Genomic DNA, 16,423 nt, shown 5'->3' on the forward strand with positions numbered 1-16,423 from the left:
TTTTATGATGATGGTCTTTGGGATGTTCGTTTTTATGCTGCGTACCACACCCTATCAGCAATTGCGCCACTCGCAGGAGTGGCGACACGTCAAAAACGAAAGGGTTAATCAGTCTGCCAGTTGGCAATACATTGGTGCGGGTGACGATACGGTGACGCTGGAGGGGGTGCTTTACCCGGAAATAACCGGCGGTAATCTGTCCCTTTCCGCACTTGAAACGATAGGTTTTGCTGGTCGACCCTGGCCGCTGATTGAGGGGGATGGACGGATCTACGGGATGTATGTAATGACGCGCCTGGAGCGGGGCAAATCTGAGTTTGACCAGTACGGCAATCCAAAAAAAATCGAATTTACCCTCAGCCTTAGCCGTGTAGATACTGATTTCAGGGAGAAATTGCAGAGCGCATCTGTCAGTGATGCGCTGGCCGAGTTAAAAACCAGCGCAAATAACGCGATAAATCAGGTCAGCAATTCACTCAAAAGCCTGTTTTAATAATCGTCTTGTGAAGGGTATTTCTTATAAGGTGTTGATGAACCTACATTGAAAATGATTGCTACACGTTTATGTGTTTCACCTGCCTCTATCAACCTGCAAGCTTGCCTGGCTGAGTGGAAAAAATACAGGGTGCTGCTGATGCGCGTGGATACGGCAGCACCACAGTGGCCTACACCGCGAGAGCAGGCCAGCTAACATCCGGCGCAGTAGCCGTGTCTACGGCGTTCACGGCATCGATGTAATCCAGCATGGCATTCAGTTTTGTCGTTTCCGCCCCAGTCAGCATTCTGCCAGCCTGCAATTTCAACTGGATAACGCTGATTGATTGCATCGCACTATCGATAAGTTGTTGCTGATAGCTCACGGCAACAGACACCGCAGCAGCGTGCTGCGCTGCAAAATCTGTTACCCATTTATCACCATCCCACTTATCAAACGGTGATGTCGGTGCAGAAGTGGTAAAGCTGTTTCTAATGGCGCCGATATAATCAATTGTTACAGGCGTGCGGTCTTGCACTGAATACACTGTTTCACCGCGATGATCCTCTTTTTGTTCCCATTCCACACCGTTAAATACCGATACATACCCTTCTTTTGCCACTTCAGGTTCTGTTTCTGTTGAATAAGCTGGTAAACCGATGCCTATGGGCAAATATTCGACATTTGACCCGGTATACTCCCCGGTTTGTGCAGAGAAGTTGTAAACCACAATGTTTCCCACAACAGTGGCTATTTTGTTTTTATCCAGTACTGCTGAAGTCATTATGCAGCCCTCACAATGTAGTTAAAGGCGATGTTAACGGGACGGGTTTCTGTTGCGGTTCGTACAACGTTAGATGCATTAAAGTTAAGGGTGTTAGATCGTGTATTGGCATTCACGTTTGAAGCGCTAAAGGTGCTTTCTGTCAACGCTCCCGTTGTAAATGCCCCGGATGCATTAAATGCAATACCTTGTGTAAGTGATGTTCCGGAAAGGTTCGCTGTCCCCGTTATGTTTTGTAGAGCATCAGTTTGAGTGCTGAGCAATGTACGTCCTGTATCAATGTTTTTCCCGTCATCCCAGCCACGAATAAATTGCCCGCGCATATCCGGTAAAACAAGACCCGGATATACAAGTGCAAGTTTCGGATATTGTGCGGCGGTAAAAGCTGCGCCATTGCATTTAATCCAGCCTGCTGGCGCTGTAGATGTAGGCCATGGAATTGGCGTTCCAACCGGAAGAGCTGAGCCTTCTCCCAAACCAAGGTATTCGAGAAGAGCCGCGACAGATTTCCCGGATAACGCCGTGAGCGTGTTATCAAGTGGTTGCTTTCCCGCCAGGGCATTTGTCACGGTAGTAGCAAAGTTCGGATTGTTACCCAACGCTGTTGCCAGTTCGGCAAGCGTATCGAGTGTCGCTGGTGCTCCATTAACCAGTGCGGCGATGGCCGCTTTAACAAATGCCGTGGTCGCCAGTTGTGTATCGTTTGCTGTCTGTGCTGCCGTGGGCGCTTTGGGGGTTCCGGTAAAGGTCGGGCTGGCAATCGGCGCATACTGCGTGTGCGGGTTGCTGGCTGCAATATGCTGGCTCAGCAGGTTATCCGCATAAGCTTTCACCTCGATCACCTTGTTATCGACGTATTGCCGTGTTGCCAGCACCACGGCAGGATCAATCTTCAGCGTGACTGCGGACGTGGATGACACGATCAGCACCATGCGAATGGTTTGCGTGCGTCCGCTACCCTCCTGCAACAGCGGCTTATAGGTTTCCGGGCAGTTAGCCACGGCAACCAGCACGCCGCTGTCGTCATACAGGCCGATTTCACGGATCCAGTATCCGCCCTCGTTTTCCGGTATCACCTGCTCAGCGATAATCTGGCTGCTGTTGTTGGGGTCAATCGACAGCATATTCAGTGCCGCGATGCGTTTCTGGTTAATCAGCGCAGTCTGCGCCGGGTCAGGAGTTGGCAATACCCCATTGGCATCGCCAACTGCCATCTGCGTGATATTGAGTGTCGTACCGAGCGCCGCCGCATTCGCCAGCCGCGCGGCGCCCTGATTGGTCAGAATGGCAAAATATTTCGCTGTCATGCGTTAACTCTCGTGTTCTCTATCAAATGTATGGCCGAAGCCGGGTAGTAATCACCGCCAACGGCGATCTCTTCCGGCAGGTAGGGGTAAACCGTCACCGCTGCGCCATCAAACGTGGCGGCGCCAACGTATAATTCACCGGCGCTCTGAAGCTGGATCGACAGCCCGATCAGATGCCTGCTCAGAGGCTTCGCATCCTGAATCAGCCGCTCAAGCTCCTGATACGTTTCCTCAGTGATGCCCTGTTCCTGCACGCCGATATCCAGCCGGAAAGTGCCCGGCTCTTCGCCGGTCTGCCACCATTCAGTTACCCGAATCAGAAAGCCGAACGGCTCCACAACGCGGCGCAATGCATGGATGGTTCCCTTCTGACGGTGAACCATAAAAGCGGCCCTGATGACGGCACGCTTTGTCTGTTCCGACCAGTTTTTGTCCCAGCGATCAACTGACAACGCCCAGGCGAGGTAGGGAAGGAATATCACGGGGCACTCATCCGGATCCCAGAGCTTGTGAAGTTCGACGGGGATAGCGTTAATCCTCGCCGTGGCGGTTTCGGTGCGGCGCAAAAACTGACTGGCGGTGGGTGGCAGCAAGCTGTTACTCATTGGTGCCTCCCTGGCTGATAGTGGTGCTTACGCACACCGCTGATTGCGTGTCATCGATCACGATATCTGCGGCAGGGGTTGTCAGTTCAACACGCTGCACACCCTGGACATGTAACGCGGCCATCACTGCACTACGCGCAACATCCCGCCCGATTTTCCCCTGGGCTGCCAGCCATGCTGTCAGTGAGTCCTGCGCGGCTGTCAGAATGGGTTCGGATTCCGGCCCCGGATAGAGATAAAGCGTGGCGTCAATCTCATAGGTGACGATCTCCGCACTTTGTACCGTAAGGCGATCACCCACCGGGCGACGGTCTTTTGCGGACAGTGCCGCATTCACGACAGCCAGCAACTCCGGTGAAGCCGTGCCATCACCTTCAGTTGATAACACCGACACCACAACCACGGCAGGAGAGGGGCTGACCGCTTTTGCATCAGCCACTTTGCCGCTGGCGCTTCTGGCGTAGTACTCGTAAGCGCCGGTTGGCCCGGCCACGCTCAGACCTTCAAACGCGGTTTGCGCGCGCAGGCGCAGGGCCGTATCGCTCTCCATTACGGCATCGCTCGTGTCTGTCTCGGGTGTGATTTCAAGCCTGGCGGTGTTGAGGTTGGCGGCCAGATTATCCAGATCGGTGGAGGCGGCGTGACTCAGCATGCAGGCGGCAGCACCCTCGTTTATCTGCTGGCGTAGCATCATCTCCCGGTATGCCACGACCTGCGCAATGACATTCAGTGGTTCAGATTCGAATCCCAGCGCAGCGGTTATTGCCGACTGCTGGTCTGCCGGGAACGCGGCGATAATGACGGCTTTTACATCCAGTAAAATCCCTTCAAAATCCAGCGTTTCGATAATTTGCGGCTGCGGCAGCTGCGATAAATCAACCGTTGCCATGACTGTCGCCCCTGAGTGTGATGGTGGTGGCCTGCTGTTCCATGGTTTCCGTCAGCATGCCTGACATATTCGCTGTTACCGCGCCGCTCGCAGAGAAAGCCACGTCCACGGTGCTCAGCGCTATGCGTGGCTCCCACGTTGCCAGCGCGATGACGATCGCGCTCATCAGCTGCATGCGGGTAACGTTGTTCTGTGGGTTATCGATAAGATCCTGAACCAGCGAGCCATAGTTACGGCGCATCAGCCTGGAGCCAATCGGGGTGCGGAGGATATCGCTTACCGACTGCCAGACATGATCGGCATCCGTAAGCGTTCCCGTCCCGTCCGGGTTCATACCCGTATAGCGCGCTGTCATTGCGTGCCCTCCGTCCAGCTCCCGCCCCGCTGCACACTGCCGTGCTGATGGTTGTCCACCTGCACGCCGTTTGACGTAAACGTTCCGTTGCCGTGAGTGAAATTCCCCTCCAGATTGCCTCCCTCCGAGACGGTGAACGTCCGGGTTTTCAGCAGGCTGGTACATTCAACAACCGGCGTATCCAGAGTGACGCTGACAGCCGCCTCCAGTCTGGCGGTTTTGATTCCGGAGACGGTCAGCGCCCCGGCGCTGGCGTCGTAATGAAACCGTGCGCCGTCCGGTGCGGTCATGACCATCTCGGTTGCCGATGCACCCGGAGCCGGGTTGTCGTTACTGTACAGGCTCCCGCCAATAATGGCGGTTTCGGGGTTTCCGCCCATACACAACAGCCAGACCTGTTCACCCACAGCAGGGGGAAGCCATACACTGAATGCGCCCGCGCGCTGTGCATTCCAGCGAAGCCAGGTGGTGGTAAGTCCTCCGCTTTCCACGCGTACGCGCCACCGGCTCTCATCGATCTCAGTTACCGTGCCGGTGCGGACAACGTTTTCCAGCAGACGGATCAACTCGGCGGTGTCCACTATTGCACCCCCAGCGAATCAATGACCTGACGGGCGATCGCCATGCGGTCAGCTTTGCTCAGCCCCAGCAACTGGCGGCGTGGATAGGTTGCCACCGCGCCGCTTTTGTTCACTTTGTCGCGCAGGCCGTACTGATGCACACGGGCAATCCTTGCGGCCACCCCGGAAAAACCAACACTCGCGCCGTCAGTGTCAGCGCGCGCTTTCAGAAACCGTGCCGTTCGCAGACGGCGAAACATCGGATCGGGCTTCGTGGTATCACGGCGAACCTCCGTAAAACTGACATCGAGATAGCGCTCAATGTCTGCCCGATAGAAAGTACGCACCGCGCCGCGATCTTCATCAAACCCCGTCAGCATACGGCCACGACTTCCCCGGCTGGCCTGCCAGTTTTTCAGGCGCCGGGTTTCCCCGTTCCAGATAAAACTGATGCCAGCCTGTGAGCGCAGAACGCGTCGGCGGCGCTTCTCAAATTTGCTACCGTCCGGGGCTTCCTGCCGCCCGATGCGCTGGCTCTGACTGCGGCGAAGGGTGGTGGCAATACTTCTGGCTGTACGCAACCGGCCCGCCGGAGCCATCCCGGCCAGGATGGTGGTAAACACATCATCAAGCTGCTGAAACAGCGCGGTATCATCACTCATGGCATAACCTCAGCGGCATCCGGATCAAGGAAAACGGCATCCCAATCACCATGGCAAAATCGCGGGCGGTCTTCCGGCAGATGTGTCGCCACGGCAACACCACTCTCATTACTGACCATGACGCGCTCCCATACCGGGAGCGTAAACAGGATATCGGCTGCGTCATCGCTCAGTATGTCGGCCTCAAATTCAATTTTTCTGTTGCTGTCAGGGTTCAGCAGCAAATCGGGTTGGTACTTCCAGACCCAGGCCAGCAGGGGGAGCATGAGATCATCGACATGGCCGGGATACTCCATCGCCAGCACTTTGATTTCGTAGCGGTACATAAACGAGCTTTCACCGGTTGCCTGAATTTCAATAGCGCCTTTCTCCGTCCAGACCGTGATTTGCTCTGGCCTGGCTCTGCACCACTCATTACCGGCAATCAGCGCCCCGCGCAGCAGTTCTGTTTTTTTCATGGTCTTGCTCCTGTAAGCCCGGTTTGCGTACTCTGCTGCGCCCGCTGCTGTTCTATCTCGCGAATGCCCGCAAGCTGATTATTTGCCGTTTCGACAGCCGCCAGCAGTGGCTGGATCCACAACACGGCCTGGCAATAGGTCAGCGTGCCGGTGGCAGCGGTGCGATCACCGGCTGTGTCAGACCCGGCGGGATCGGCACCGAGGGCGCTGGAACGTAAACGGTTTGCGTACCCGAGCAGCCCGCGAGCAACACTGACAGGCACAGCAAAATCACAGGTTTTTTCATGGCGGAGGATCTCCCGGTATTCGATTACGGCTTCATCCGAGCTGGCACTGGTGAGCGCACTGGCATGTGCGGCATTCGCTGCGGTCTGATTGAAGCGATTGATATTGAAAACCTGAGTCGCAATCGTCTCGCGCTGTAGTGCGTTATCAGACGCCAGCACACGCTTATCGCTTTCCGCTGCGCTCAGGTCTGCTCTGGTGGAAACCAGCCACACTGCGAGCGTGGCGATAATTACCAGCGCTGTTGCGCCTGCAATGATCGTAATGCGGTTCATTTCTGGCCCCACAGACACACCTCGCGCTCAACTTCGCGACGATTCATCAGCCCTTTCCACTTTTTGCCGCCAGCGTAAATCCACTGACGCAGCCCGTCACAGGCAGCCCTGTAATTACCGGCATTAAGCTGACGCAACAACGCGGAGCGCTCAAACGCTGTAACACCGACGTTGTAACTGAACGTAATTAGCGCTGCTTTCTGGTACTCGCTGGCGGGCACCTTAACGGAGCGATCCACAGACTGCGCGAAAGGCTCAAGGTCATTTTGCAGAAGTGCACGGCATTCGGTTTCGGTATATTTTTTACCCGGAATAATGTCCCTGCCTGTATGCCCGTAACAGACAGTAAGCACGCCAGCAACATCGTGGTAAGGAGCGTACCGGACGCCCTCCAGTTCAGGGATCATCGTCCCGGCAATAGCCAGCGCGCCAGCGCCGATCATCCCTGCCAGCTTATTTCGCAGTGCGGGTGATATCGCCATTATTCACCTACCTTTTCCAGTGCCCTGACCGCCACCTGCACTGCCGCCGGGCGCTCATGTGAGGGCTTATCTTTCACCTCGTTGAGGTAGCCACTCAGCATCTGCGTACGCTTTTCATCTTCCTTACGGCGGCGACGCGCATCCAGCCTCCCGCTGACATAAGAGGCCAGGGAAATAATCAGCCCTGCTGCACCAAAGAACATGTACACCAGATCCTGTGTGGTGAATCCTATCGCTGCCGCCAGCGCGGCAAGCCACGCAAAGATCTGCGTGAAGATATTCCCGGAATCATTCATTTTCATGCGCTCCTGCCTCGCTACGTGCGTAAGCCGACCCGTCCCATACCCTGTTGATTAACTCCATAGCTGTATGGTCTCCGTGGCTGCCGGTTCGCTGACTTCGGGTAATTCCACCTCCTGACCGGCGGTCAGAAAAAGCTGGCCGGAAATGCCCTTATTGGCCGACACCACGGCCTCAGTCACGCCGCGTGTCAGGCCGTAATGCCGCTGACACAGCAAATCCACGGTATCCCCCTGCAAAGCCTTAACCTTCATCAGAAAGCCTCCGTGAAGTTGCGAGTGGCACCACGAATATCCGCAATGGCCCAGCGCACATCGCGCCAGAGATCCTGCGCCTGGGTGGAGAGGGCAACGGCGCGTTTTTCACCGGCATCACCGGTGGTATCAACGTCACGAAAAGACTCAAGCAGAAGGGCGCGGGCGCAGCTGAATACCGCGCGGCGGTAGCGGTGGATCTTCACGCTCTGCCCGTCAACCTGCATAGCCGGGACGGCACCCAGCGAGGCATAACCTGCAGCCATCTGTTCTGCCTGCCATGACGCCAGCTGCTCTGATACGTGGATCACCGCTTCCGTCACCACATGTTTGAGACGGGTGGTGGTCACGGCACCATTGATACGCATTTCAAGGCGTACATCGCTCAGGGCGATTTCCGGCCAGAACGAACCGGCAGTGACTTTTTCGCCAGCATCATTTACGTCCGGCACATCTTCCGCAGAAGGTGTGACGGCGCGACCCGCTACAAAGCTCATCGTGTAGTCTCCTGAAAAGGTGGCGGTGAGCGGACGGAAAAAAGTAAACGCCAGGCGCTACAGATTTCCGCCCGCGCCGCCAGCGCACGGGGCGCAAGTCGGTTATTTCGTCTTCTCTGTCGTCGCTTTTCGTTTTCGGGGTTGCCCGCCTGACTTCGCGCCGGTGCGTGCTTTTGCACCTGCGTTGCGCCGGGTTCGGGTTACAGTTTTTTCGACGACAGTGGCAGGTTGTGATGTGCTCCCGTCTGCTGTTGCGGAAGCTGGCGCCGAGCCACCTGAACCGGTGTCAGCCGCAGCACTACCCGTGTCATCTGTTGCGCCGTCAACGGAATCGGTTGTTGCGCTGGCTTTTTTAACCACACGCGCCAGGCGTTCGATCTCTTTTTTCACCCCGGCCCCGGCATCAAGCGTCAGCGCCTTACGCAGCAGGGAAAGGGCGGTTTCCTGCTCTTCGGCTGTGCCGCTTCGCAGTGCAAATGCCCTCGCTTTGCAGAGCTTGGCGCGAACCACATCTGGCATATCGCTGTTTGTGGTGATCGCTTCGACGTCATCGAGCACCGCCAGATAGGGCGTTATGTCGGTGCTGTCATCGGCCTTGACCTGCACCAGAATGGGATCGCAAATTTCGTCAACCAGTACGGTGGCGGGCGTGCGGTTAAACCGGTCTGGCATCAGCAGGTTGTGGGAGACGACATAGCGCCCGATACGCACGGCCAGCGTGTAATCGCCCGCATCCACCGCCCATACCATTAGCGTGGTGATCACTTCATCCTGCCGTCCGCTGCCGCCTGTCAGTGTTCCCTCGATCCAGCCCTCATAATTGGGGAGTAACTGGCGCTTCATGGCGGCTTTTGCCTGGTCGGACTGCACTTTGCGCAATGCACTCTGATCCATGCGCAGCCGGTGCAGGATTTGCTCATGCGCGGTGCGCGCCGTGTCGGTCTGCTCGTCTGTTTTGCCATGGCGTTCAGCCATGACCTTCTGAAAATGTTTTTGTGCCGGTGTCAGCATGGTTCTGTCCCCGAGTGAAGCGGGCCGCAAAGCGCAGCCCGCCCGGTGTTACGCGCCGCCCTCAGCCGCTTCGGCGAAGGTGATCCCGTCGATAAACGCCACTGCGCCATAATCTTCAACAATGAAATCGTCATTGGATGACTGGTAAGTTGCGACGCGGTTGTACTCTGGCTCTTCCTTGATAGTCCGGCGCAGGGAGCCGCGCTGGAAGTAGAGCGACAGGTTTTTGAACGGCGTGATGAGGATGCCGTTGCCGGGGAAGTAGGGCGCGATGAAGGTCGGCATATTCCCCACACGCTCCTGCGACACAATGAGCTGTCCCGCCAGCATTTCCGTATTGGGGTTGGTCTGGCTCATGGCGTTGATGGTCGGAAAATTACTGGTCGTCAGCAGGTCGCCCGCCAGGATCACCACGTTGTCAGGGTTGCGCTTGTGCCACTCATCCATAAGGCTGTTTTTGGCGTCGTATACCGCTGCCGTCAGGTTGCCGTATGTCCCGGCGGCGACAATTTTGTTGTCCTGGTCGCGGGAAGTGACTGTCACGCCCGTGATACGGCGATGCGGGGCTTCGTTGCGGATTTTCTGCAACCAGCCGATGCCACAATCCTGCAACAGCGGATTCGCTGCGCGATCAGAAGGATCGGAATAGCTTGCCCCGTTGAAACCGATCATGATGCGGTCAAGCGACATCTGACGGGCCATTGCGCTGCTGATCAGCGGCTGAAAATTTGGCTGATGCGCCCAGGCATCAAGCTGTGCGTACGAGATACCGTAGTCGTAGTTGGTCTTGCGGCAGAGGTAGCCGTAAGGATCCATGTTGTCATTGGATGCCGGATTGCGGCGCGTGGTGGTGCTGTTGTTCACCCCTGCCAGCGGCCCTTTACTGCCAATCAGGATTTTCTGGCCGATCTGCTCATCAACGCCGAAGACGTTAATTTGTTTCAGAAAGGCGTCACTTTCCTGCGCGGCGGCCTCAAGGCGCTGTTGCGCAGTCGGATCAACGCTGAACTGTGCCGCGACAGCGGCGGCTGTCACGCCGTTAAGCTGCGCCTGCCGTGCCACATACTGATCGAACAGTTGACGGGTATTATTTCTCATCTCTTTCTCTCTCGTTGCTGATATCAGTAGTCAGCCAGCTGCGCGTTATCACCACCGCTGGCAGGCGGGCGGCGGCTGAAATTGCCGTCCGTAGTTTCAAGTTTCTGGCGCAGTGCAGCCAGATCGGTTGTCAGCTGCTGAATGGCAGCTTTGTCCTGTGCGCGGCCCTGCTCAACGCTGCTGAACTGATCGCTGAGTTCAACCTGTGACTGCGCCACGGCCTCAACAGCCTGATGCACCTGGCTGAATCGCTCATCGTCGGTCTTCTGGCCTTTGCCAAGGATGCCCATGACGCGGGAAAACCACTGTTTGCTCTCATCGCTGCGCTGACCGGAAAGCTCGATCACTTCCGCTTCAATGGCTTCGGTGAACATCGGCGGTTCCGCCTGCTGATTGTTGAATGCCATCACCTGCGCACGTTGCTGAGCAGCAAATTTCAGGCGTTCAGTGCCAAGGCTAGCGGGCGTGTCTGTCATCGCGAGGCCCATCACATAGGCCTTGCCGTTGAGCGCAAACTGCGGGTGCAGTTCAATGCTGGAGTAAACCTTTTGCCCTTTGTCGGTCATTTGCTTCATACGGTCGGAAGCTTCAATCTCCGCATAGAGCGCGGTGCGCCCGGCCAGCGGCCCGGTGGTAATATCTTCGGCGCTTAATGCGGTCACATCGCCCATCGCCCCGAAATCACTGCCCGGATAAGGCGAGAGGTAGTGCTCAATGTTGACGCGCGCCCCGTACACTTCCGGGTTGTAATTCGCTGCTGCGTCGTGGAGGTGCTCCGGCTTAATTTCGCGGCCATCGACGGTGGCTCCGGAGACAGCAACACGGAATTTTTTGCGGGTTTTCGTTGTGCCAGCCATGTTCGTTTGCTCGTTGTGGGTGAGTTCAGCGAAATGATGGCAGGGGCGGCATTACTGCCTCAACGCGTTGTTGTTGTAGGGGAAACACAACAACCAGAGGTGCGGGAAAGCATCCGCGCGCGCGGGTTAATCTCCCCGGCATACAGCGAGGAGAAGCGAATGTCGGTCGGAGAAGCGTTTATCAGGCAGCGGGCAAGACAACTCTACTGGCAGGGTTACCCGCCAGCAGAAATTTCACGCCTGATGGGGATCAATCAGAACACAGTCTATGCCTGGAAAAAGCGCGACGAGTGGGACGATACGCCGCCCATCCAGCGTGTCACCACATCCATTGATGCGCGTCTGATTCAGCTGACCGGCAAGGATAAAAAGACCGGTGGCGACTTCAAGGAAATCGACCTGCTGACCCGACAGCTTAAAAAGCTGGATAACGGCACCCCGGCCACGCAGCCGAAAAAGAAGCTGCGCAAGAAGCAAAATACCTTCTCGGAATCGCAGATTGCAGCACTGCGGGAAAACATTCTTGGCTCGCTGCACTGGCACCAGCGCGGCTGGTTCGACAATCACCACCACCGCAACCGCGCCATACTGAAATCCCGCCAGGTGGGTGCCACCTGGTATTTTGCGCGCGAGGCGTTGTTGCGCGCGCTGTCTGACGATGTGAAATACAAGCATCAGCGCAACCAGATCTTCCTTTCCGCCAGTCGCCGTCAGGCCTATCAGTTCCGCAGTTTTATTCGTTCTGCCGCTGAGGAAGTGGATGTTGAACTGAAGGGCGGCGACATGATCCAGCTGGCGAATGGCGCAGAGCTGCATTTTCTTGGCACCTCAGCCGCAACAGCGCAGTCATACACCGGCAACCTCTATTTTGATGAGTTTTTCTGGGTGGGGCAGTTTGCCAACCTGAAGAAAGTGGCCGGGGCAATGGCAACCCTGAAAGGGCTGACACGCACCTATTTTTCCACACCGTCAGCGGAAAGCCACGAAGCCTACCCGTTCTGGAGTGGTGAAGCGTTTAACAAAGGCCGCAGCCATGGCAAACGGATTGAGTTTGACACCAGCTGGAAAACACTCAACAGCGGCCTGATGTGTCCGGACAACATCTGGCGCCAGATTGTCACCCTTCAGGACGCCATCGATCACGGGTGGGATCTCACTGACATTGAGGAGATTCAGCAGGAGAACAGCCCGGAGGAATACGACAACCTGTATGGCTGCGTGTTCATCAAAAATGGCGAAACCGCTTTCGATTACAACCAGTTGCTGAGTTGTGGTGTTGACGGGTTTGACGACTGGCCCGACTGGAAACCGTACGCCATGCGCCCGATGGCAGATCGCGCGGTGTGGATTGGCTATGACCCCAACGGCGCCAGCGGCAAAGGTGACAGCGGGGCAATATCGGTTAACGCGGCGCCGCTGGTTCCAGGCGCCAAGTTTCGTACCATCGAAACCCAGCGCATTCGCGGCATGGAATTCGAAGCGCAGGCGCAACTGATCATCAACATGCTGACGCGCTACAACGTCCAGCACATCGGTATCGATGGCAGCGGCATCGGCGAGGCGGTTTATCAGCTCGTGAAGAAGAAGTTTCCGGCGACAGTGTGCTACCAGTTTTCGCCCGCCAGCAAGCGCATGCTGGTACTGAAAATGCTGCAAATGATCCGCGCCGGTCGCTGGGAGTATGACCGGGGAGAGTATGACCTGATAACCGCATTCAGTGCGGTGCGAAAAGTGGTCACGCCGGGCGGCGTGATCACGTATGACACTGACCGCGCCCGTGGCGTCAGTCACGGTGACTTAGCCTGGGCGACCATGCTTGCCACTATCAACGAACCGCTGGGCGCTGACGGCGGCAATACCATGACCGTTATGGAGTACTGACTTTGAGCAGAAAAAAATATCCCGGCGCGCGGCGGCATTCCGGGGAGCAGGCAGACCTGGTTTCTGCATTAAAAAACCAGCCGGGACTGAATTCTTTCACCTTTGACGGGCCATGGCCGGTCACGTCATCTTATGACCTGCTGGACAGTATGTATTGCGCCAATAATGGCCGCTATTACGAAACGCCAATCAGCTGGTACGGGCTGGCGCGGCAGTTTGGTTATGCGAGCTGGCACCAGTCTGCACTGATGTTCAAACGCAACGTGCTGGCCGGGTGTTTTATCCCGCACCGGTTGCTGTCTCGTCAGGTGTTTTCTGCCTTTGCGCTTGACTGGTTTGTGTTCGGTAATGCCTATCTTGAGCTGCGATCAAATCTGCTCGGCGGCCCGTTGGGGCTGCGCCATTCACTCGCCAAGTACACCCGGAGGGGTTCCGATCTCGATACCTACTGGTTTATTCAGGCGGGCCTGGATGATCACCCGTTCAGGACTGGTTCAGTGTGCCACGTCATTAACCCGGATATTCACCAGGATATCTACGGTATGCCTGAGTATTTTGCAGGGCTGCTGTCGGCTAACTTGTCGCACTCGGCTGACAAGTTCCGCAAGCTATACTATGACAACGGCAGCCATGCAGGTTGCATTGTTTACGTGAACAGCGCCATTGCCGATCAGGAAAGTCTCGACAAACTCAAGAAAACGCTGACGGATACGCGGCGGGGTGGGGCATTCAAAAACATCCTGCTGCATGCGCCTGGCGGCGGTAAAGACTCGGTTCAGATCCTGCCGTTCAGCCAGATATCGGCAAAGGATGAGTTTATCGGCGTGAAGTCGGCAACACGCGATGACATTCTGGCCGCGCATCGCGTACCACCACAACTGATGGGCGCCATCCCGGAGGGTAATGGCTCGTTTGGCGATGTGGAAAAAGCCGCCAGGGTGTTTGCCATCAATGAGCTGACACCTGTGATGGAAGCCATGAAACACGTCAACGACTGGCTGGGTGAGGAGGTGATCCGCTTCAACCCCTATGCACTCCTTTCCGAAAGCGCCTGAACATTCCGGCAGACACCATCAGGAGTGGTGGTGTCGCTTCTGCACTTCCGAAAATCCTTCTAATTTTTTCACCTTTCGCCGCCTGTCGGGCATCGTTTTCCGTACCCCTCACAAGACGCGCTGTAAGCCGCTCTGAGACGACATTTTCTCACCTATCCCCGCGCAAGGCCGGAGCAATAGCGCGGCAATGCAACGCTGCTCAGGCATCAGGTCAGAGACAATCCGACCCTTGCCTTGCCCCCAAAGCGCGCGCTTGCTCCCCCGCCTCGCCTGCGCGCTGAATGTGTCTCTTTTTGTGCACTTTTGAAATACAGACGGAACCGCAACAGAACTGGCGCGGAAAGGGATTAATAGCATCAAAAAAATAGTGCAAATTTGTGCTTGTCTTTGCATTTGACTACGGCAGTGCTGGATAACGCTCAAGAAACACTAACACCTTGTAACGGTTTTTGATATACATATGAAATACGATCTATATCCATCTGTTTGCTAGATATAGAAATACATTAGTCTCTAACATAATTTTTATAATCAATGGAATAAGGAGTTATAAAATGGCTTCAATAACCCCAAGGGGTATGAATATTACAGAAGCATACAGGGATTATCGTGCCGGTAAATTTTTGGTTAATAGAAATTATCAGCGTAAGTTAGTGTGGACAACAAAAGAAAAACAAAAATTAATAGATAGTATTTTATTAGGATATCCTATACCGTTAGTTTTATTAGCACAAACAAAGAATGGTGAATATGAAATCATTGACGGTATGCAACGCTTAAATGCAATTTTCGATTTTATAGAGAATAAATATTCTTTAGATGGCGTCTTTTTTGATGTTGATGAGTTTCCGACGGCTAAGCAGGCAATGGAGGCAGATGGCCGAACTTTGGATGATAACCGTGTTCTTCCACCTAAAGATTGTGCGGACATTATAGAGTATCAACTTGCTGTAACTATTTTCCCTTTAGAAAATGAATCAAATGTTACTGATATTTTTGGAAGAATTAACTCTGGTGGTCGCCAGCTAAGTTTTCAGGAAAAACGGCAGGCTGGAGTTGTTAACCCATTATCTATGCTTGTAAGAAAATTATCATCGGAGCTGCGAGGTGACTCGTCTTCAGATATATTGAAGTTATCTGACATGCCAAGTATAAGTGTTGATGGATATGTTGATAGGCAAGGGTACGGTATTAATGCAACTGATACGTTTTGGGTTAAACAAGGAATTCTCAATACAAAAGAACTTAAAGACTCTGTAGATGAGCAGATAATATCAGATTTAATTGTCTCTATATTAGATAATCAACCATTTGCATCAAGTAAGGACAATCTTGATGAGCTTTATGATCCAGAGTCGACACTCTCAAAACGAATTTGTGCAAAAATAATTTCATATCCTGAAGATAATTTGCTTATTGAAGTGAAGGGCACTATAAGTGCAGTACTTACAACTTTTAGTGAGGTTAATTTTGACGGTAACCATCCTTTCAAAAATGTTATCTACAATGGGAGAGCAAGCAACTCAGCAAGATCTGCATTCTATACGGTTTTCATGGCTTATTATGATTTGATTGTTAAAGAATCAAAAGAGCCTGTTGAATATAAAAGTATAATAAAGGCTTTGACAGGCATAAATGCGAAGTTAAAAACAGATAAAAAACACGTAACTACAGGTGACAGGACACTAAATATCAATCTTGTCAAAGGAGCTATCCAGTCTTATTTTATAAAATCAACGCCATCATTATTAACTCATGGTGCTGGATTACTTATTGATTTCGAAAATTCATTAAGAAGATCGAAAATTGAAACTCCTAGGTATGAATTTAAACAAGGCATTTTAAATTTGGATGGTAAGAAAGAAGTAAATAAAAAACTATTAAAAAAAATCAACGAAATAATATGTAGTATGGGTAATTTAGGGCCTAATGCTAGTGACTCTTTCATTTTTATTGGGGTCTCAGATTCTGAATCTGATTCTGATAGAATAAAGGAAATTTATTCTATTGAGCCTGAGGTTATTGGTGATAAATCAGTTTTTGGTATTGACAGAGAAGCTAAATCATTAAATATCGCACTATCCGATTATGTGGCACTGATAGTAGGTTCAATACGTAATAGTGAATTAACTGATCCGCTAAAGAGCCAAGTTTTAAATAACATTGACACCATAGATTATAAAGGGTTGTCGGTAATCAGGATAATGATCCCGGCACAAAACGAAATGAGTTTTGTTGGTGAAGATACCTTTATAAGGATTGACTCAAACACTGAGAAAGCCAGCCCTAAGCAATCTGCAAATATTATGCGGTTGTTCAAATAATAAAACGGC

At 53.7% G+C, this 16,423-nt stretch carries 22 protein-coding genes; 5 read left to right on the plus strand and 17 right to left on the minus strand.

Annotated elements, in window-relative coordinates; all coding sequences use genetic code 11:
• The first annotated feature begins 4 nt into the window (after positions 1-4).
• Positions 5-493 (plus strand): phage tail protein, encoded by a 489-nt coding sequence (locus BN2591_RS22615; RefSeq protein ID WP_086873998.1) that lies wholly within the window; start codon positions 5-7, stop codon positions 491-493.
• Here BN2591_RS22615 and BN2591_RS24840 read toward each other — a convergent pair.
• Positions 490-588: a hypothetical protein gene (locus BN2591_RS24840; protein ID WP_425268963.1), complete on the minus strand. Its 99-nt coding sequence runs from the start codon at positions 586-588 to the stop codon at positions 490-492. The genes BN2591_RS22615 and BN2591_RS24840 overlap by 4 nt on opposite strands.
• On the opposite strand from BN2591_RS24840, the gene BN2591_RS22620 reads away from it, so the two are divergent.
• Positions 548-691: a tail fiber assembly protein gene (locus BN2591_RS22620; RefSeq protein ID WP_244173056.1), complete on the plus strand. Its 144-nt coding sequence runs from the start codon at positions 548-550 to the stop codon at positions 689-691. The two genes, BN2591_RS24840 and BN2591_RS22620, sit on opposite strands and share 41 nt — an antisense overlap.
• Here the strand turns inward: BN2591_RS22620 and BN2591_RS22625 are convergent.
• From BN2591_RS22625 to BN2591_RS22700, 16 genes are all read right to left on the minus strand, one after another.
• Entirely contained in the window at positions 666-1,259 is a 594-nt protein-coding gene (locus BN2591_RS22625; RefSeq protein WP_086873999.1) for a tail fiber assembly protein, read from the minus strand. The two genes, BN2591_RS22620 and BN2591_RS22625, sit on opposite strands and share 26 nt — an antisense overlap.
• The gene (locus BN2591_RS22630; RefSeq protein ID WP_086874000.1) at positions 1,259-2,566 is read right to left on the minus strand and encodes a phage tail protein; all 1,308 of its coding nucleotides are present in this window, start codon (positions 2,564-2,566) and stop codon (positions 1,259-1,261) included. The genes BN2591_RS22625 and BN2591_RS22630 overlap by 1 nt, the downstream gene beginning before the upstream one ends.
• Positions 2,563-3,171 (minus strand): phage tail protein I, encoded by a 609-nt coding sequence (locus tag BN2591_RS22635; protein ID WP_086874001.1) that lies wholly within the window; start codon positions 3,169-3,171, stop codon positions 2,563-2,565. Before BN2591_RS22635 ends, BN2591_RS22630 begins: the two co-directional genes overlap by 4 nt.
• Entirely contained in the window at positions 3,164-4,060 is an 897-nt protein-coding gene (locus BN2591_RS22640) for a baseplate assembly protein (RefSeq protein ID WP_086874002.1), read from the minus strand. Before BN2591_RS22640 ends, BN2591_RS22635 begins: the two co-directional genes overlap by 8 nt.
• Positions 4,047-4,415: a GPW/gp25 family protein gene (locus BN2591_RS22645; RefSeq protein ID WP_086874003.1), complete on the minus strand. Its 369-nt coding sequence runs from the start codon at positions 4,413-4,415 to the stop codon at positions 4,047-4,049. Before BN2591_RS22645 ends, BN2591_RS22640 begins: the two co-directional genes overlap by 14 nt.
• Positions 4,412-4,996 carry a phage baseplate assembly protein V gene (locus BN2591_RS22650; RefSeq protein WP_086874004.1) on the minus strand — a complete coding sequence of 195 codons (585 nt, stop codon included), beginning with the start codon at positions 4,994-4,996 and terminating at the stop codon, positions 4,412-4,414. The genes BN2591_RS22645 and BN2591_RS22650 overlap by 4 nt, the downstream gene beginning before the upstream one ends.
• On the minus strand, positions 4,996-5,637 hold the full coding sequence (locus tag BN2591_RS22655; RefSeq protein WP_086874005.1) for a phage virion morphogenesis protein: 642 nt from the start codon (positions 5,635-5,637) through the stop codon (positions 4,996-4,998). Before BN2591_RS22655 ends, BN2591_RS22650 begins: the two co-directional genes overlap by 1 nt.
• Positions 5,634-6,095 (minus strand): phage tail protein, encoded by a 462-nt coding sequence (locus BN2591_RS22660; protein ID WP_086874006.1) that lies wholly within the window; start codon positions 6,093-6,095, stop codon positions 5,634-5,636. Before BN2591_RS22660 ends, BN2591_RS22655 begins: the two co-directional genes overlap by 4 nt.
• The gene (locus BN2591_RS22665; protein ID WP_086874007.1) at positions 6,092-6,655 is read right to left on the minus strand and encodes a hypothetical protein; all 564 of its coding nucleotides are present in this window, start codon (positions 6,653-6,655) and stop codon (positions 6,092-6,094) included. Before BN2591_RS22665 ends, BN2591_RS22660 begins: the two co-directional genes overlap by 4 nt.
• On the minus strand, positions 6,652-7,137 hold the full coding sequence (locus BN2591_RS22670) for a lysozyme (RefSeq protein WP_086874008.1): 486 nt from the start codon (positions 7,135-7,137) through the stop codon (positions 6,652-6,654). The genes BN2591_RS22665 and BN2591_RS22670 overlap by 4 nt, the downstream gene beginning before the upstream one ends.
• The gene (locus tag BN2591_RS22675; RefSeq protein WP_079518316.1) at positions 7,137-7,439 is read right to left on the minus strand and encodes a hypothetical protein; all 303 of its coding nucleotides are present in this window, start codon (positions 7,437-7,439) and stop codon (positions 7,137-7,139) included. The genes BN2591_RS22670 and BN2591_RS22675 overlap by 1 nt, the downstream gene beginning before the upstream one ends.
• 51 nt (positions 7,440-7,490) lie before the next feature.
• Positions 7,491-7,691: a tail protein X gene (locus BN2591_RS22680; RefSeq protein WP_086874009.1), complete on the minus strand. Its 201-nt coding sequence runs from the start codon at positions 7,689-7,691 to the stop codon at positions 7,491-7,493.
• Positions 7,691-8,188 (minus strand): head completion/stabilization protein, encoded by a 498-nt coding sequence (locus BN2591_RS22685; protein ID WP_086874010.1) that lies wholly within the window; start codon positions 8,186-8,188, stop codon positions 7,691-7,693. Before BN2591_RS22685 ends, BN2591_RS22680 begins: the two co-directional genes overlap by 1 nt.
• 102 nt (positions 8,189-8,290) lie before the next feature.
• Complete coding sequence (gpM, locus tag BN2591_RS22690; RefSeq protein WP_086874011.1) at positions 8,291-9,199, minus strand: phage terminase small subunit; 909 nt, start codon at positions 9,197-9,199, stop codon at positions 8,291-8,293.
• A gap of 48 nt (positions 9,200-9,247) precedes the next feature.
• On the minus strand, positions 9,248-10,297 hold the full coding sequence (locus BN2591_RS22695; protein WP_086874012.1) for a phage major capsid protein, P2 family: 1,050 nt from the start codon (positions 10,295-10,297) through the stop codon (positions 9,248-9,250).
• A 23-nt stretch (positions 10,298-10,320) separates the two neighbouring features.
• The gene (locus BN2591_RS22700) at positions 10,321-11,154 is read right to left on the minus strand and encodes a GPO family capsid scaffolding protein (RefSeq protein ID WP_086874013.1); all 834 of its coding nucleotides are present in this window, start codon (positions 11,152-11,154) and stop codon (positions 10,321-10,323) included.
• Positions 11,155-11,313: 159 nt separating this feature from the next.
• Between BN2591_RS22700 and BN2591_RS22705 the strand changes: the two genes are divergently transcribed.
• The 3 genes from BN2591_RS22705 to BN2591_RS22715 all read left to right on the plus strand — a co-directional run bounded on the left by BN2591_RS22705 (position 11,314) and on the right by BN2591_RS22715 (position 16,414).
• Positions 11,314-13,035, plus strand: a complete 1,722-nt coding sequence (locus BN2591_RS22705) for a terminase large subunit domain-containing protein (protein ID WP_086874014.1) — start codon at positions 11,314-11,316, stop codon at positions 13,033-13,035.
• Between the two features lie 2 nt (positions 13,036-13,037).
• Positions 13,038-14,090, plus strand: a complete 1,053-nt coding sequence (locus tag BN2591_RS22710; protein ID WP_086874015.1) for a phage portal protein — start codon at positions 13,038-13,040, stop codon at positions 14,088-14,090.
• A gap of 554 nt (positions 14,091-14,644) precedes the next feature.
• Positions 14,645-16,414, plus strand: a complete 1,770-nt coding sequence (locus BN2591_RS22715; protein ID WP_086874016.1) for a GmrSD restriction endonuclease domain-containing protein — start codon at positions 14,645-14,647, stop codon at positions 16,412-16,414.
• The last annotated feature ends 9 nt before the right edge of the window (positions 16,415-16,423 follow it).

It is taken from the genome of Kosakonia pseudosacchari (assembly GCF_900184035.1).
In the GTDB taxonomy this organism is placed as follows: Bacteria; Pseudomonadota; Gammaproteobacteria; order Enterobacterales; family Enterobacteriaceae; genus Kosakonia; species Kosakonia pseudosacchari.

What these genes read in the sequence shown, in the direction of transcription:
- BN2591_RS22680 (WP_086874009.1), bottom strand. Translation starts at nt 7,691, where the DNA reads ATGAAGGTTAAGGCTTTGCAGGGGGATACCGTGGATTTGCTGTGTCAG.
- BN2591_RS22640 (WP_086874002.1), bottom strand. Translation starts at nt 4,060, where the DNA reads ATGGCAACGGTTGATTTATCGCAGCTGCCGCAGCCGCAAATTATCGAA.
- BN2591_RS22705 (WP_086874014.1), top strand. Translation starts at nt 11,314, where the DNA reads ATGTCGGTCGGAGAAGCGTTTATCAGGCAGCGGGCAAGACAACTCTAC.
- BN2591_RS22670 (WP_086874008.1), bottom strand. Translation starts at nt 7,137, where the DNA reads ATGGCGATATCACCCGCACTGCGAAATAAGCTGGCAGGGATGATCGGC.
- BN2591_RS22715 (WP_086874016.1), top strand. Translation starts at nt 14,645, where the DNA reads ATGGCTTCAATAACCCCAAGGGGTATGAATATTACAGAAGCATACAGG.
- BN2591_RS22635 (WP_086874001.1), bottom strand. Translation starts at nt 3,171, where the DNA reads ATGAGTAACAGCTTGCTGCCACCCACCGCCAGTCAGTTTTTGCGCCGC.
- BN2591_RS22700 (WP_086874013.1), bottom strand. Translation starts at nt 11,154, where the DNA reads ATGGCTGGCACAACGAAAACCCGCAAAAAATTCCGTGTTGCTGTCTCC.
- BN2591_RS22630 (WP_086874000.1), bottom strand. Translation starts at nt 2,566, where the DNA reads ATGACAGCGAAATATTTTGCCATTCTGACCAATCAGGGCGCCGCGCGG.
- BN2591_RS22660 (WP_086874006.1), bottom strand. Translation starts at nt 6,095, where the DNA reads ATGAAAAAAACAGAACTGCTGCGCGGGGCGCTGATTGCCGGTAATGAG.
- BN2591_RS22695 (WP_086874012.1), bottom strand. Translation starts at nt 10,297, where the DNA reads ATGAGAAATAATACCCGTCAACTGTTCGATCAGTATGTGGCACGGCAG.
- BN2591_RS22625 (WP_086873999.1), bottom strand. Translation starts at nt 1,259, where the DNA reads ATGACTTCAGCAGTACTGGATAAAAACAAAATAGCCACTGTTGTGGGA.
- BN2591_RS22620 (WP_244173056.1), top strand. Translation starts at nt 548, where the DNA reads ATGATTGCTACACGTTTATGTGTTTCACCTGCCTCTATCAACCTGCAA.
- BN2591_RS22645 (WP_086874003.1), bottom strand. Translation starts at nt 4,415, where the DNA reads ATGACAGCGCGCTATACGGGTATGAACCCGGACGGGACGGGAACGCTT.
- BN2591_RS22655 (WP_086874005.1), bottom strand. Translation starts at nt 5,637, where the DNA reads ATGAGTGATGATACCGCGCTGTTTCAGCAGCTTGATGATGTGTTTACC.
- gpM (WP_086874011.1), bottom strand. Translation starts at nt 9,199, where the DNA reads ATGCTGACACCGGCACAAAAACATTTTCAGAAGGTCATGGCTGAACGC.
- BN2591_RS22675 (WP_079518316.1), bottom strand. Translation starts at nt 7,439, where the DNA reads ATGAAAATGAATGATTCCGGGAATATCTTCACGCAGATCTTTGCGTGG.
- BN2591_RS22615 (WP_086873998.1), top strand. Translation starts at nt 5, where the DNA reads ATGATGATGGTCTTTGGGATGTTCGTTTTTATGCTGCGTACCACACCC.
- BN2591_RS22665 (WP_086874007.1), bottom strand. Translation starts at nt 6,655, where the DNA reads ATGAACCGCATTACGATCATTGCAGGCGCAACAGCGCTGGTAATTATC.
- BN2591_RS22685 (WP_086874010.1), bottom strand. Translation starts at nt 8,188, where the DNA reads ATGAGCTTTGTAGCGGGTCGCGCCGTCACACCTTCTGCGGAAGATGTG.